A 14,605-nucleotide genomic window follows, 5' to 3' on the forward strand; every position below is an offset into this window, starting at 1 on the left:
GGTTATACCGTCCGGATCCGGGGATTGATGAGTACGTAGAGGACATCCACCAGGATGTTGACGACGACGAAGGCCACGGCGATGGTCAGCACGGCGCCCTGGACGAGGTTGGTGTCCGAGGTGTTGAGCCCGACAATGATCAGGTCGCCCATGCCGTTGAGGTTGAAGATCTTTTCGATCACCACCGCGCCGCCCAAGAGATAGCCGATGCGCAGGCCCAGGACGGTAACCGGTGTCACCAGGGCGTTGCGCAGCACATTCCGGGCCACGACGGTCCGGTACGGAACTCCGTTGCCGATGGCCGTGCGGACGTAGTCGCGGTCCAGTTCCTCGACCATGGAGGTCCGCACCACCCGGATGAGGGATGCGGAGACCGGCAGGCCCAGGGCCAGCGCGGGCAGGGCCATGGAGTAGATCCAGCCGACAAATCCGAACTGATCGGCCCAGTCCAGTCCGCCGGTGGGGAAGATCGATCCCGCCGGCAGGGCAAACCACTGGATGAGCAAAATGGCCAGCCAGAACGACGGCGTGGCGATGGCCGCAATCGAGAAGATGCGGATGGCCTGGTCCGGCCACCGGTCGCGGTACAGCGCGCTGGTCACGCCCAGCACCAGTGCCAGGAACACGGCCAGCAGGATGCCCAGCAGGGTCAGCTGCAGCGTGACCGGGAATGCCGCGGCAATCTTGGATGCCACCGATTCCTCGGGCGGGTTGGTGAAGCCAAAGTCCAGCCGCACCACACCGCCCAGGTAGCGCAGGAACTGCACCAGCAGGGAGTCGTTCAGGCCGCGGTCCTCGCGGAAGGCTTCCTTGGCTTCGTCGCTGGCGTTTTCGCCCAGGACGGCCGTGGCACGGTCCGCCGGGATCACGGACAGAACGATGAAGACCATGATGGTCACGCCCAGCAGCATGAACGGCAGAGCTGCCAGCCTGCGGCCCAGCAGGCGCAAAAGTGTTGCCATGTTTCATTTCTCCAAGTGGTGCGGGGCCGCCCTGCCGGAGGAGGGCGTCTGGGGGATGTCCCTCATCCGGCAGGACGGGTCTTACTTCCGGCCGACGCCTACGAAGGACAGACCGGTGGTCGGAAGCGGCTGGAAGCCGTCGAGGGTGCCGCTGTCCCAGGCAGTGGGAAGCCGGCGGTGGAACAGCGGGTACAGCGGCACTTCCTCGGCAACAATGTCGACGACGGCGGCATGCACCTTCTTCGCCTCGGCCGGCTCAAGCTGGACCGCCTGGTCCAGCTTTGCCTGGACATCGGCGTATTCCGGGGTGCCGGACCAGGCCATGCGGTTCTTCGCCCAGGTGTCGCCGCGGTAGAACCAGCTCAGCAGCAGGTCGCCGTCGTTGCCGAAGACGGAGGGGTCGCCGGGGGCCACCAGGACGTCGAAGTTCTGCCCGCCCACCTTTTCCGGCGCATAGACCGCAGCTGACTGCAGCGGCTCCAGCGTGGTGGTGATGCCGATGGCGTCCCAGCTCTCCTTGATCAGCGGGGTCACCTTGGTGACCCAGCCGGCGTCGGTGGAGGTCAGCGTCAGGCTCAGGTTCTCCGCCCCGGCCTCCTTGAGCAGGGCCTTGGCCTTCTCCGGGTCATAGCCGTAGACGGTGCCGGCCTCGGTGTAGGAGGGGTGACCCTTCTGGAAGTAGGAGGTGGCCGCGGCGGCGTTGCCCAGCAGTGCCTTGGAAATGATGTCCTCGGTGTTGGTGGCGTAATGCAGCGCCTGCCGTACCCGCTTGTCGGCGAACTTCTCCGAGGCGCAGTTGAACATCATGAACAGCAAGCCGAAGGACTGCACGGACTCCACATCCAGCTTGGCCTTGAGCTGGTCGACGTCCAGGTAGGGGATGTCCTCGATGGCCTGGGTCCGGGACGGAACCGCGGCCACGCGGGCAGCGGGGTCCGCGAGCAGCAGCCAGGTCATGTCGGTGACCCGGGCCGGGTGCGGCCCGTTGTATTCCTCGAACTTCCTGAAAACGATCCGGTCTTCCTTGACCGCGGAAACGAATTTGTAGGGTCCGCTGCCCACCGGAGCCAGGTCAAAGGCAGCCTGGTTTGCGGCCAGCGCCTTCGGCACCACCTTGACCACGGAAATGCGCGGGCCGAATTCAGCGAACGGGTACTTCAGCTTGAACTCCACTACGTCGCCGTCGGCGGTGACGGAGGCAATGAAGGGGACAAAACCGGCGAAGAGGGATGCGTTGGCCGGGTCAAGCACACGCTCGAAGGAATACACGACATCGTCGGCCGTGACGGCGGCGCCGTTGTGGAAGGTTGCTCCCTCGCGGAGGGTGACCCGGTAGGTGGTCTCGTCGACCTTTTCCGGTTCCGAGGCGGCCAGGGCCAGGTACGGCTCGCGGGTGGCCGGATGCAGCTCGGTCAGGCCTTCGAAGATGTGGAGGTTTGCGGCAACCGGAGTGGCGCCGGTGGCGGTCATCGGGTCAAAGCCGGTGGAAAGGGAGTACGAAATGCCCGCTTCCAGGGAATCTGCGGCAGCGGCGGCGGTGCCGGTGCCGGCAGCAGAACCGCCGGGGCTGCAGGCGGCGATGGAGCCGGCAAAAGTGGAAGCGGCGCCCAGGACGCCGGCAATGCGGAGAAAGTCGCGGCGGCTTGCGTTCCGGAGGAAACCGGTGCTCGCTGGAGTTGTGCTCATCAATGGGCCTCACCATTCAGGGTGTGATGTGGATATCGGACGTAGGACATCCCATGCGGGTTGAGTAGACTGTAGGCTGAATCACAACCGGGGGTCAAGCACCCGATGTTTGTGACTCCGGGCCGGCCGACCGGCGGGCCTCCCGCGGCGCCGACCGCCCTGCCCGGAAAAGCAGTCCACCGACACTTTTTGCGAAGGAGTTCCGATTTAGGTGAACGACACCACACCGCCGCCTGTCAGGGCGGACAGTTCCTTCGCTGCGCTCCCGGCGCAGCATCAGGGCGGCCGCCGCGTTTCAGCGCACAGGCCCGGCTCGCCGCCCTGCAGAACGACATCGTGGAACTGATCCTGGACAGCAGGCTGCAGGCGGGAAGCCCACTGCCCACGGAAGCCGAGCTCTGCTCCGCGCTCGGCGTGGGCCGCAACACCCTGCGGGAATCCCTGAAGGTCCTGCAGGCCCTGGGCGTGGTGGAAATCCGGCACGGTTATGGGATGTTCGTTGCACCCACCAACTTCGATGCGCTGACCACCGGACTGAGTTTCCGCGGACGGCTCTCCTGCGGCAGCAGGGCAAGGAAGCCCTGGAACTGGTGGATGTGCGGCAGACACTGGAATCAGGGCTGATCGGGCAGGCCATGGACCTCATGACGGCCGAACATTTGGCACGCATCGAGGGCACCGTGCAGGAGATGGAATCCCTGGCCGATCAGGGCCGCGCGCTGGCCGCCGTGGATTCGGAGTTCCACCGGCAGCTTTTTGAGCCACTGGGCAACGAGCTGCTGACCCATCTCATGTCGGTGTTCTGGGACGTCTACAGCCGGATCCACGCCGAAGCCGGTATGAAGGCCGCCAGCCTGCACGCCACGGCCCGGATGCATCGGGAGATCTTCGAAGCCGTCCGCGCCGGTAACAGGCCGCTGGCCTCGGAGCGGATCAACAGCCACTTCGACGGCATCCGCGAAGCTATCGCCGAACTGGTCAACCGGTGACCGCACCGAAGCCCGGAACCGGCACAAGGAAGACAGCATGAAGATCCTCATTCTGGACAGCCGGGAAGCGGCCGGCGCCGAAGGCGCAGCCCTGGTGCGGGACTGTGTCGAGGCCAAGCCCGACGCCGTGCTCGGCTTCGCCACCGGGTCCTCTCCCTGCCGCTCTACGATGCGCTGGCGGGTCTCGGCATGGACTTCTCCCGCGTCCGGGGCTTTGCCCTGGACGAGTACATCGGGCTGCCGTCCGGCGATCCGCGCAGCTATGCAGCAGTTATCGACAGTGAAGTGGTGCAGCGGCTGGGCCTGCGCCCGGGATCGGTGCAGGTGCCCAACGTCGCCGCCGCGGACCTGGACGCTGCGGCCCGCGGCTATGAGCAGGCCATCCGTTCGGCCGGAGGTGTGGATCTGCAGATCCTCGGCATTGGCCACAACGGACACCTCGCTTTCAACGAACCCGGTGCCGCACTGGATTCCCGCACCCGCGTCGAGCAGCTGGCCGAGCGGACGCGGCGCGCAAATGCCCGCTTCTTCGATTCCCCCGGCCAGGTACCCACCCGGTGCATGACGCAGGGCATTGGCACCATTCTTGATGCCCGCCGTCTGCTCTTGATTGCGCACGGCGCCGACAAAGCCGAAATCATTGCCCGGGCGCTCCAGGGTCCCGTGAGCCCGGACTGCCCCGCCTCCGCTCTTCAGCTGCACCCCCGCGTCACGGTGCTGCTGGATCCTGCCGCCGCGGCACGGCTTCCTGCCGGGAAGGACCACCGGTGACCGCCGGCAACTGCCCGCCCGTCACCGCCCTCCGCGGCCGCGCCCTGCTGGGGCCGACGATCACGGACGACAGTGCCGTGGTGGTCAGCGGGACCCGGATTCTCTACGCCGGGCCCGGCGCCGGGCTGTCCGCCGCCCTGTCAGCGGCCAACCTTCCGCCCGGAACCGAACTGACCGATGTATGGCTGCCTCCCGGACAGCTGGCCGTCCCCGGGCTGGTGGACCTGCACTGCCACGGAGGCTTCGGCGTCGACTTCCCCTCCACGGACGCTGCCGCCGCCCGCGCCGCCCTGCACCGGATGCATGCCGCCGGCACCACCACTGTGCTGGCCAGCCTGGTCACCGCCGCCCCCGCCGATCTGCTGTCCGGACTGCAGATGCTCGCCGGCCTGGCTGCGGCGGGGGACATTGCCGGCATCCATCTGGAAGGACCGTTCCTCGCCGCTGCCCGCTGCGGCGCCAGGATCCGCGCTGGCTGCGCTCCCCGACCCGGACTTTGCCGCGGCGCTGATCGCCGCAGGCAAGGATATCTGCGCACCATGACCTATGCGCCGGAACTGCCCGGGGCGGATGAGTTGGTGGACCTGCTGACCGGGCATTCGGTGGTCCCCTCGCTGGGGCATACCGCCGCATCCGCTGACGACGCCGGCGCATCCCTGGCGCGCGCCGCCGTCGGACTCTCAGCCCACGGGGGCCGCGTCCCGACAGTCACGCACCTGTTTAACGGCATGGACCCTCTCCATCACCGTGCTCCCGGTGCCGTCACGGCTGCCCTCCGCGCCGCCCGGGCCGGCACCGCCGTCGTGGAGCTCATTGCCGACAACACCCACCTTGACCCCGCTGTGGTGGCGGCGATGTTTGAACTCCTTGGGCCGGACAACATTGTCCTGGTCACGGACGCGATGGCCGCTGCGGGGCTCGCCGACGGAACGTACCGGCTGGGCCCGGCCGAGGTGCAGGTACGCGGCGGAGTGGCCCGGCTGGGCTCCGGAGCCATTGCCGGCGGCACGGCCGGCATGCTGGACCTGGTGCGCAATGCCGTGTCCGCCGGGGTTCCGCTGGAGTCCGCCCTGCACTCCGCCACCGGGGTTCCCGCCCGGGTGCTGGGCATGGCCGGGCAGATCGGCACCCTGGCCGCCGGTGCCGCAGCCGACGTCGTACTGCTCGATGCGGACCTGCGCCCGGCCGGCGTGATGCACCGGGGCGCCTGGATCACTGCGGCGTAAGTGCCCCCGTAGTGCGGCGGTGCCCGCTTCTCGGCGGGCACGGGTTTCAGGCCTCGCGCAGCACCACCACGTCCTTGGGGGCGAGCGTGAGCGGCTCGCCGGCCGTGAGGACCCGGCCGGTCAGCAGGTCGGTGCCCGGGGCATGGACCGGCACCGTCACCGGGGTGTCGGCATGGTTGAGCAGGAACGCCGTGCGGACTTCCCCGTGTGCGCGCACGGCGAACTCGAGCTCGGGTTCGTCGGCGTACGGACCCATGAGGCCGTGCCCGGCGAGGACGGAGCGCAGGATCGAGGAAATGCCGTCCTGGTCGAGCAGGGTGCCCACATACCAGGCTTCTCCGCCGGCAGGGTACGGTTTCCGGGTTACGGCGGCCCGGCCGGCGTAGAAGTCGTCGCCGTAGGTGCCAATAACTTCGGCCTCCTCCGCAACGAGGATCTCAAAAACACTGCGGGCCTCGACGGTGCTCCCGGAACCGGCGCCCGTAGAGTGAGATGCGGTTGACGACGTCGGCGGGCAGCGAGTCAGTCTCCTCCACACGCACGCCGAACAGCGGCGCCAGCGGCCCCGGCACGTCGGCCAGGAACGCGTTGGTGTCCTGGTCGACCCGTCCGGAGTGGAACGTCGAAACCACCGATCCGCCGCGGTCGACCACGGAACGGAGCCGTGCCGCGGTGTCGCCCTTGACCATGTGCAGCAGCGGGGCGACGACGACGTCGTAACCGTCCAGCGGCGCGTCCACAGCGACGATGTCGAGCTGGACTCCGGCCTCCCAGAGGGCCCGGTAGTACGCGAGCACGACCGCGGGATAGGCCACCGTGCGGTTCAGCCCGTCGGTGATTTCGGAGGCCCACCAGCTGTCCCAGTCGAACAGCAGCGCGGCCCGGGCCGGGGTGCGGGCGCCCAGGACTGCGTCCCCCACCCGGTGAAAGTCCGCTCCAAGTTCCGCAACTTCACGGAACGCCCGGGTGTCGGTGCGGCCGGTATGGTCCAGCACCGCTCCGTGGTATTTTTCGCAGGCGCCGCGTGATTGGCGCATCTGGAAGTACAGCACCGCGTCCGCCCCGTGCGCCACGGACTGCCAGGACCACAGCCGGAGCACGCCCGGGCGCTTGACCGGATTGATGTCACGGCTGGCGGTGATGGTGGGTGTTTGCTCCATGACCCAGAACGGGTCACCGCCCTTGAGCCCCCGCATGAGGTCATGCGTGAACGCCATCCGTGCCTCGGACCGGTCAGTGGGCGGATAGTTGTCCCACGATACGAAATCCAGGTGCGCGGCCCAGCGGTGGTAATCGATGGGCCGGTACATGCCCATGAAGTTGGTGGTGGCCGGCGCCGCCGCGTCGTGTTCGCGGATCGCGGCCTTCTCATCCACGAAGTTCTGCAGCATGGCATCGGACATGAAGCGGAGATAGTCCAGGGTGATGCCCTGAAAGGCCGTATGGTTTGGGCCGCGCCAATGCTCGCTCAGGGCGTTCGGCGGAACGATCTCCTCCCAGCCGGTGAAGGTGTGCGACCAGAAGACCGTGTTCCAGGCCTCGTTCAGCCGGCCGAGGGTTTGGTACCGGTCCGGATCCAGACCCGAAAAGCTGCGGCGCAGTTTCCGCAGTAACAAGCGCCGCCGTACTCGTTGCCGATATGCCAGGCGACCAGATTGGGCTGCCCGGCGTAGCGTTCGGCGATCTTTCCGGCCAGGCGGGCCGAGAGCCGGCGGAAGACCGGTGAGTTCGGGCAGGCGTTGTGGCGCTGGCCGTAGGTGTGCCGGCGGCCTTCAAAGTCGGTGCGGTTCACCTCGGGATACTGGTGTGCCAGCCACGGCGGAAGCGCTCCCGTGGCGGTGGCCAGCACAAACCGGCGGCCCGAGCCGGTCACGCGGTCCACGATGGCATCGAGCAGCGTGAAGTCATAGTGCTCTTCGCCCCGGGAAATCAGCGCCCAGTCGAAGACGCCAAGCGTGACCGTATCGATCCCGGCTAGGTCAAAGGCGGCGTGGTCCTCTTCCCAGACCGTCCGCGGCCACTGCTCAGGGTTGTAGTCTCCGCCGTAGAGGATTTTGCTGTGTGAAGGGACAGGGGAACTGGCGGCTGTCACGCGATGTACTTCTCCTCGATGTCGATGGTCAGGGTATGGGCATTTTGCAGCACCATCGCGGCCATGATCGATCCAAGGGCAAACAGGGCGATTTCGGAGCCGGCGCCAACTATGCCGGCGCTGGTAATGACGATGGCGGCGGCACCGATAGTGGCCCGCGGCGAGGAACGAACCAGCCGCAGGGCCAGCCGCAGGATGTCACGGGTGCGGAAGTTGTACAGCGAGCTGATCACCAGGGCATGCAGCGCGGTGACGGCGGTGAGCAGGAAGACGGCGGCCTGGGCAGCTCCGAACACGAGCAGCGGCAGCCCTGACGGGATCACGGCGTCGAGGAAGGCGACGTTGACGCCGAGGATTCCGGCGACGACCAGCGGCAGCCACCACCAGCGGAGCGTGCTCACGGCATTGAGCCGGTACCCCCGCCAGAAGGACCGCGCGGGCGCAAGGTGTTCCTCGGCGGTGCTGACCCGCCAGGCGAAGAGTACGGCGGACAACGCAGGCCCGGCCGGCAGCAGGCTCAGGGCGATCAGCGGCGCATTGGACGGATCAGGGAAAGGGTCACGAGGAGGATCAGCCCGGGCGCGGCCGTGGCAAGAAAGAGTATTTCCAGGACGAGCACACGATAGACCGCGGCAGTGATCCGTCCGAGCGTGCCGGACGTCATGTTGTCTGTCGATACGGTCATGTGTTGCTCCATCTCGCTAAAACCGGCATGGCCGGGGCCCGGATTGAGACCCGGCCATGCGGATATTAGTTGCTGTCGGCGTACCGGTCGTACGCCTTGTTGACGAGTTCCATGTAGGTGCTCATGCCCTTGCCCTCAAGTTCCGTGACGTATGCATCCCATTCCGAGAGGTCGCGGTTCCCCAGGATGAACTGCAGCGTCGACTGCTTCGCGGTGTCGGAGAGCGGCGTCACGAGCAGGGTGGCCTGTTCGCGCTCCGCTTCTTCAAGGGGGTACGGCGGAGCCAGGGGCCGGATGTCCTTCTGCTTCATGATGTCCTGGAAGGCGAGTTCCTCGTCGGAAAAGGTCGACTCAAGCAGGTCGGTCGTCCCGCCGTAGGCAAAGACGCCGCCGGCAAAGCCAAAGTCCTTCTGCAGGTGCTTCGGTGCGCCCGGGTTCAGGCCGACGTAGTCGACGTCGGCGGCAAGGATGTGCTTGCCGTCTGCGTCCTTGGTGTACGTGGTGCCGTCAACACCCCATTTGGCGAACTCCATACCCTCGTCCGAATACCAGAGCCAGTCGATGAACTGCATCATGGCGGTGAAGTTGTCGCTCTCAAACGCATCGGCGTTGATCATGATGCCGTTCTCCAGGCGGCTGGTTCCGGAGACGACGTTCCCTTCCGGACCCGCCGGCAGCGGAATCTTCGCGACCGTGGCGCCCGGCACCGTGTCGGTGAGCGGCTGGCGGTAATCGTTGACGATGCTCTGGGCGTTGGTGCTGATCGCATACGACTTGCCGCTCACGAACTTCTGGATGGCGGAGTCGTCGTCCTGGGTGAAGCTCTCCGGGTCGATTAGTCCGTCTTCGACCAGCCCGGCGAGGTACTCGACAAAGTCGCGGTACTCGTCGGTGGTCCCGGTAAACTCAAATTTCTCCTCGTCTTCGTTCCAGGACGCCGCGTCCCAGCCCCAGCCTGCGGACACGCCGTAGGTCATCGCCATGACGTTCATGAGGCTTTCCGCCTGGAACCGGTCCGAGAGCGGGTAGGAATCCGGGTACTCAGCCTTGATCGCCACCAGGACCTCGCGGAACTCGTCCCAGTCCTTCGGGGCTTCCAGTCCGAGATCCTCCATGACGTCCGTGCGGAAGGCGACGGTGTAGTCCTGCCAGACATTCTCATGGACGCCGGGCAGGACGTAGAACTCGCCGTCGGCCTGGCGGAGACCCTCAATGTTCGCTTCCAGATCCCACTCCTCGATCTTTTGCGACAGGTTCGGCATCAGGTCGATGTATTTGGACACCGGGAGAATGGCGCCGGACGAAACGAAGGCTTCCTCCTGCCCCGGGTACGTCTTTGGAATGATCATCGGCGCGTCACCGGCGCCGACGATGAGGCTGCGCTTCTGCTCGTAGTCGCTCATTGGCACCACGGTGGGATCCAGGGTGACGTTGGTGCGTTCAGCCAGTTCGTCCCAAAGCAGCCAGTCATCCTTGAGCGGGTAGTTAGGGTGGTCACTGAAGAGGATCGAGAAGTCGAGCGCTTCCGTGGCCTTGAACTGGTCACCGGCCTTGTAGTCCTCCATCGCACCGACGTCTTTGCCGGTGACGTCGGTGCTGTCAGCCTCGCTGCTCGACGAACAGGATGTCAGCCCCGCGACGAGGGCCATGAGTGCCCCCGCGGTCAGGACCTTCTTGGGTGTGGACAACATGCTTTTCCTTTCTTTGCCGGCGAACCGGCGTGGAGTGGTGAAAAACGGGAATCCGGGCCGTCAGCCTTTGACGGAACCGAGCATGACTCCCGACACGAAGTACCGCTGAATAAAGGGATAGATGCAGAGAATCGGCAGCACGGTGAGCACCATCGTGACCGACTGGATGTTGGCCGCAACCTGGGCCAGGTCCGCGCCGCCGGCGGAAGACGCCGCTGTCGAGGCACCGGCGATGAGGTTTCGGAGATAGACAGTGACGGGGAAGAGCTCCGCACGGTCCATATACAGGAAGGCCTGGAACCAGGAGTTCCAAAAGGCCACCGCGTAGAACAGCACCATCGTTGCCATCACCGCTTTGGACAGCGGCAGGACGATGCGGAACAGGATGCCGAAGGTGGACAGGCCGTCGATTTGGGCGGCCTCCTCGAGTTCCTCCGGAAGGTTCTCGAAGAACGATTTCATCACCAGCAGGTTGAAGACCGATATGGCGTTGGGCAGCACTATCGCCCACAGGGAGTTGGTCATGCCCAGGCTGGAGATCAGGACGTAGTTGGGGATCAGCCCACCGTTGAAGAACATGGTGAAGACGGCGATGCCAATGAGGAATTTGCGTCCCCGCAGGCGCTTCTTCGACAGGACGTAGGCGTAACACGTGGTCAGCACCATGGCGATGGCTGTGGCGACGACGGTGTAGATCACGGTGTTCTTGTAGTTCGTCCAGAACATCGAGTCGCCCATAACCGTGTGGTAGGTGGTCGTGTTGAACCCCTTGGGCCACAGGTTTACTTCCCCGGCCCGGATGTAGGACTCGCTGCTGAACGACTGGGCGATGATGTTCACGAATGGATACAGCGTCACGCCAACGACGCCGAGGAGCACGATCGTATTGACGACCTGGAAGATCTTCTCGCCGCGGCTCGTACGGATCCGGCGGGGCGCCGGTTCCTGTTTCTTCAATCTGGTGGGTGCGTTGGCGGTGGTTACCACAGGCTTGTCCCTACTGTGCGGCGGGAAATGGCGTTGGCGGAAAGGATGAGGGTGAGGCCAATGAGTGCTTCGAACATGCCGATCGCCGCGGCGTAGCTGAAGTTGTTGGCCTCGAGTCCCACACGGTAGAGGTACGTGGAGATCACGTCAGCCGTGGGATAGGTGAGGGGGTTGTACAGAAGCAGGATCTTCTCGAACCCGACGGAGAGGAACGAGCCTATGTTCAGGACCAGCAGGGTGACCATTGTCGGGCGGATGCCCGGGAGGGTGACATGCCAGGTCTGCTGCCAGCGGTTGGCGCCGTCGATCCGGGCCGCCTCGTAGAGGGCGGTGTCCACGTTGGTGAGGGCTGCCAGATAGAGGATGGTTCCCCAGCCCACCGTCTGCCACACCTCCGACGAAACGTACACTGTGCGGAACCATTCAGGTGACTGCAGGAAGGGAACCGCGTCCCCGCCGACCGCCCGGACGATCTGGTTGACTGTACCTTCGATCGAGAGCAGCTGCATGAGCATTCCGGCGATGATGACGATCGACAGGAAGTGCGGCAGGTAGGAGATGGTTTGAACGAACCGTTTGAAATACCGCGACCGGACCTCGTTGAGCAACAGGGCGAGGATGATGGGCAGCGGAAAGCAGAAGAGCAGGGTGAGCGAGCCGATTGCGAAGGTATTGGCGAATACCGCCCAGAACGTTGGATCGTTGAGGAACATCTCGACATAGCGGAAGCCGACCCACTCTTCGCCGAAGATGCTGCCGCCGGGCCGGAACCGGCGGAAGGCGATGATGTTTCCCAGCATCGGAATGTAGCGGAAGACCGCGAAGAACAGCAGCGGAAGGATCACCAAGACGTAGAGCTGCCAGTCCCGCCGCAGCGTCTTGCGCCACGACAACTGCCCGGGTTTGGGCTGGAAGGGACGGCGCTTTTACCCGGCGCGATCTCGGCGGACATGCCGACGGTCACTGCCGCTTCAGGGCCGGTTGCGCCGGCGCCCGTGGTGGAAACCCCGGTTTGGTTTATGCTCACAGCGCTGCCTCGAGTTCCGGCAGGGACGACGCCGTGACGGTGGTGGTGCTGGCCAGCGCGCGGTCTGCTCCCACCGGGCGAATGCTGCCGACGAGTTGCAGTCCGACCGCCGTGTGCACGTCGTCGCTGGAGCGGGCGACGCGCAGTTCCACGGCACCGGGTTCGATGATCAGCCCGCCGTCGAGGCCCGTGAAAGCAGTAAGGTCCGCCGGGACCGTCATGGCAACGCGCACGGATTCCTTCGGGTCCAGCTCCACGCGGGCAAAGCCCACCAGCCGCTGGACGGGACGGGTGACCTGGGCGACCGGATCGTGCAGGTACAGTTCGACGACGTCGGCCGCACGCATCCCGCCCGTGTTGGTGACGGTCACTTCGATGGTCACCTCACCGTCGACGTCCCAGTGCGAACGGTCGTGGAGTTCGCGAACCCCGCTCCACTCAAAACTGGAGTAACCGATGCCGTGGCCGAAGGCGAAGGCGGGGGTCGGGTCCAGGTCGGAGACACCGGACTTCGCTCCCAGGGGAACCGTAAGATAGGTTCCCGGCTGCGAACCGGGATTGCGGGGAATACTAACGGGCAGGCGGCCGGACGGTGAGAATTTCCCGCCGATCAGGTCGGCAACCGCCCGGGCACCCCGCTGGCCGGGGAAGAATCCCTGCACGACGGCGGCGGCGCGGGATGGCGCGTCGCCGAGCGCATAGGGGCGGCCCGCAAGGAGCACCACGACCACCGGAGTCCCTGAATCCAGCAGGGCGGCGAGCAGGTCCGCTTGGACCCCTGGCAGTCCCAAGTCGCCCGCGTCGCATCCTTCTCCGGAGGTTCCCCGGCCGAAGAGTCCGGCACGGTCGCCCAGGACGACGACGCAAACGTCGGCGTCGCGGGCGGCGGCAACAGAATCGTCGATCCCGTCCCGCCCTGGACCGTCAACCGTGCAGCCCTGAACGTAGGTAACAGTGGAAAAACCGGCCTGCAGCTCCTCGAACACGGTCGGGATATCGATCCCGATTTCCTTCCCCGGGTGCTTGCCTCCCACATGCACGGGGAACGAGTAGCAGCCGAGCATGGCCATCGGGTCATGGGCGAGGGGGCCGACAACAGCAATGCGGGTACCGGAAGCCAGGGGCAGGACCCCGCCGATGTTGGACAGCAGCACGAGGGACTCACGCGCTATCTGCTCTGTCAGGTCCCTGCCCTCCGCACTGTCCAGTTCCAGCGACTCGGCGCCGGACGGAAGGGGCGCCCAGTCCTCGTCGAGCAGGCCGATCGAGATCTTCTGGGTCAGGACCCGGAGAGCGGCCCTGTCCACCAGATCCACATCGATGCGCCCGTTTTCTACGCCCTCAAGCAGGGGCAGGCCGAAGGTATCGACCGTGGGGAGTTCGACGTCGACACCGGCACCCAGCGCCAGACCGGCCGCTGCGGTTCCGTCTTCGGCGACGCGGTGCAGCCGCTCAAGGAAACGGATACCAAAGTAGTCGGCGACGACAGTTCCCTCGAAACCCAGGCGGTCGCGGAGAATTCCGGTCAGCAGGGCTTTATCGGCGGCAGAGGGCACCCCGTCAATCTCGGTGTAGGAATGCATGACCGACCGGGCTCCGCCCAGCCGGAGGGCGGCCTCGAACGGGGAAGCAGGACATCGGAAAACTCCCGGGGCCCCATCGACACCGGGGCAAGATTGCGTCCAGCCCGGCTCGCCGAATATCCGGCAAAGTGCTTAAGGGTGGAGATAATTCCTGCGCCCTCGAGGCCCTGGACGTAGGCAGTGCCGATGGTGGACACCAAGTACGGATCTTCCGAGATCGTCTCTTCGGTGCGCCCCCAGCGGTAATCCCGGGCCACGTCCAGAACTGGAGCCAGGCCCTGGTGGATGCCGGCGGCGCGCATCGACCGGCCGATGGTATTGGCCATCCGGGCGATCAGCTCCGGGTTGAATGTGGCGCCCCATGCGAGGGGAACCGGGTACGCGGTGGCACGCCATGCGGCGAAGCCAGCCAGGCACTCCTCGTGGACCAGGGCCGGGATTCCAAAGCGGCTTCGTTCAACCAGCTGCTCCTGTGAGCGGGCGAGCGATTTGGCAGCGGCAGCAGGCTCGACCGGCGCCGTGCCGAAGGCCGGGTCAGCTGGCCGAGCCCGTGTGTAGTGACCGTGTCCCAGTCGATCGGGTTGGCGGCCATGTCCTGTTGCAGCGGGGCTACGCCTCCGCCGGAGCTGTCGGCCCCCACCCACACGCCGACCAGTTGGGCGGCCTTCTCTTCGAGCGTCATCCGGGAAACGAGATCGGCTGCGCGGTCCGCGGGTGTGGCGGACTCGTCACACCAGAGCTCCTGCGTGCTCGAGCGGGCGATGCGTGGCATGTGGCTCCTTTGTTCTTCCATCGGGCAGCGGCTGCACACCCGAAGAAGACAAAGTCCTCCGTGCACCACAGCGGCGTAGCACTACATGTTTCGAAAACTGTTGCGAAAAGCTTGCCTGAACACTAGCGGGTTAT

12 protein-coding genes and 3 pseudogenes are annotated in these 14,605 nt (G+C 65.7%); 4 read left to right on the forward strand and 11 right to left on the reverse strand.

Features of this window, described 5'->3' with window-relative positions:
• Window positions 1-2: 2 nt before the first annotated feature.
• Together OL239_RS17140 and OL239_RS17145 are read right to left on the reverse strand one after the other, a co-directional pair.
• The gene (locus OL239_RS17140) at window positions 3-962 is read right to left on the reverse strand and encodes an ABC transporter permease (protein WP_268909916.1); all 960 of its coding nucleotides are present in this window, start codon (window positions 960-962) and stop codon (window positions 3-5) included.
• An 81-nt stretch (window positions 963-1,043) separates the two neighbouring features.
• Window positions 1,044-2,648 carry an ABC transporter substrate-binding protein gene (locus OL239_RS17145; protein ID WP_268909917.1) on the reverse strand — a complete coding sequence of 535 codons (1,605 nt, stop codon included), beginning with the start codon at window positions 2,646-2,648 and terminating at the stop codon, window positions 1,044-1,046.
• Window positions 2,649-2,984: 336 nt separating this feature from the next.
• On the opposite strand from OL239_RS17145, the gene OL239_RS19780 reads away from it, so the two are divergent.
• From OL239_RS19780 to OL239_RS17160, 4 genes and pseudogenes are all read left to right on the forward strand, one after another.
• Complete coding sequence (locus OL239_RS19780; RefSeq protein ID WP_329609273.1) at window positions 2,985-3,272, forward strand: FadR/GntR family transcriptional regulator; 288 nt, start codon at window positions 2,985-2,987, stop codon at window positions 3,270-3,272.
• Window positions 3,239-3,637, forward strand: a complete 399-nt coding sequence (locus tag OL239_RS19785; RefSeq protein WP_329609274.1) for a FadR/GntR family transcriptional regulator — start codon at window positions 3,239-3,241, stop codon at window positions 3,635-3,637. Before OL239_RS19780 ends, OL239_RS19785 begins: the two co-directional genes overlap by 34 nt.
• 37 nt (window positions 3,638-3,674) lie before the next feature.
• Window positions 3,675-4,408: pseudogene (locus tag OL239_RS17155) on the forward strand (glucosamine-6-phosphate deaminase).
• Window positions 4,405-5,634: an N-acetylglucosamine-6-phosphate deacetylase gene (locus OL239_RS17160; RefSeq protein ID WP_268909918.1), complete on the forward strand. Its 1,230-nt coding sequence runs from the start codon at window positions 4,405-4,407 to the stop codon at window positions 5,632-5,634. The pseudogene OL239_RS17155 and the gene OL239_RS17160 overlap by 4 nt, the downstream one beginning before the upstream one ends.
• A gap of 46 nt (window positions 5,635-5,680) precedes the next feature.
• On the opposite strand, the gene OL239_RS17165 is transcribed toward OL239_RS17160, so the two are convergent.
• The 9 genes and pseudogenes from OL239_RS17165 to OL239_RS17205 all read right to left on the reverse strand — a co-directional run bounded on the left by OL239_RS17165 (window position 5,681) and on the right by OL239_RS17205 (window position 14,471).
• The gene (locus OL239_RS17165) at window positions 5,681-6,172 is read right to left on the reverse strand and encodes a beta-galactosidase trimerization domain-containing protein (protein ID WP_268909919.1); all 492 of its coding nucleotides are present in this window, start codon (window positions 6,170-6,172) and stop codon (window positions 5,681-5,683) included.
• Window positions 6,072-6,629, reverse strand: a complete 558-nt coding sequence (locus tag OL239_RS20325; RefSeq protein ID WP_442864318.1) for a beta-galactosidase — start codon at window positions 6,627-6,629, stop codon at window positions 6,072-6,074. The genes OL239_RS17165 and OL239_RS20325 overlap by 101 nt, the downstream gene beginning before the upstream one ends.
• Window positions 6,618-7,726 (reverse strand): annotated as a pseudogene (locus OL239_RS20330) (beta-galactosidase); the annotation flags it as partial. The gene OL239_RS20325 and the pseudogene OL239_RS20330, both read right to left, overlap by 12 nt.
• Window positions 7,723-8,220 (reverse strand): hypothetical protein, encoded by a 498-nt coding sequence (locus OL239_RS17180; RefSeq protein ID WP_268909922.1) that lies wholly within the window; start codon window positions 8,218-8,220, stop codon window positions 7,723-7,725. The gene OL239_RS17180 and the pseudogene OL239_RS20330, both read right to left, overlap by 4 nt.
• A gap of 32 nt (window positions 8,221-8,252) precedes the next feature.
• Window positions 8,253-8,411 carry a hypothetical protein gene (locus OL239_RS17185; protein ID WP_268909923.1) on the reverse strand — a complete coding sequence of 53 codons (159 nt, stop codon included), beginning with the start codon at window positions 8,409-8,411 and terminating at the stop codon, window positions 8,253-8,255.
• A gap of 65 nt (window positions 8,412-8,476) precedes the next feature.
• The gene (locus OL239_RS17190) at window positions 8,477-10,102 is read right to left on the reverse strand and encodes an ABC transporter substrate-binding protein (RefSeq protein ID WP_268909924.1); all 1,626 of its coding nucleotides are present in this window, start codon (window positions 10,100-10,102) and stop codon (window positions 8,477-8,479) included.
• 60 nt (window positions 10,103-10,162) lie between these two features.
• Entirely contained in the window at window positions 10,163-11,089 is a 927-nt protein-coding gene (locus OL239_RS17195) for a carbohydrate ABC transporter permease (RefSeq protein WP_268909925.1), read from the reverse strand.
• On the reverse strand, window positions 11,083-11,982 hold the full coding sequence (locus OL239_RS17200) for an ABC transporter permease (RefSeq protein ID WP_329609275.1): 900 nt from the start codon (window positions 11,980-11,982) through the stop codon (window positions 11,083-11,085). The genes OL239_RS17195 and OL239_RS17200 overlap by 7 nt, the downstream gene beginning before the upstream one ends.
• A 130-nt stretch (window positions 11,983-12,112) precedes the next feature.
• Window positions 12,113-14,471 (reverse strand): annotated as a pseudogene (locus tag OL239_RS17205) (glycoside hydrolase family 3 N-terminal domain-containing protein).
• Window positions 14,472-14,605 lie beyond the last annotated feature (134 nt).

The sequence above is a fragment of the Arthrobacter sp. ATA002 genome, from assembly GCF_026898095.1.
In the GTDB taxonomy this organism is placed as follows: Bacteria; Actinomycetota; Actinomycetes; order Actinomycetales; family Micrococcaceae; genus Arthrobacter_B.

What these genes read in the sequence shown, in the direction of transcription:
- OL239_RS17140 (WP_268909916.1), bottom strand. Translation starts at nt 962, where the DNA reads ATGGCAACACTTTTGCGCCTGCTGGGCCGCAGGCTGGCAGCTCTGCCG.
- OL239_RS17145 (WP_268909917.1), bottom strand. Translation starts at nt 2,648, where the DNA reads ATGAGCACAACTCCAGCGAGCACCGGTTTCCTCCGGAACGCAAGCCGC.
- OL239_RS17185 (WP_268909923.1), bottom strand. Translation starts at nt 8,411, where the DNA reads ATGACCGTATCGACAGACAACATGACGTCCGGCACGCTCGGACGGATC.
- OL239_RS17190 (WP_268909924.1), bottom strand. Translation starts at nt 10,102, where the DNA reads ATGTTGTCCACACCCAAGAAGGTCCTGACCGCGGGGGCACTCATGGCC.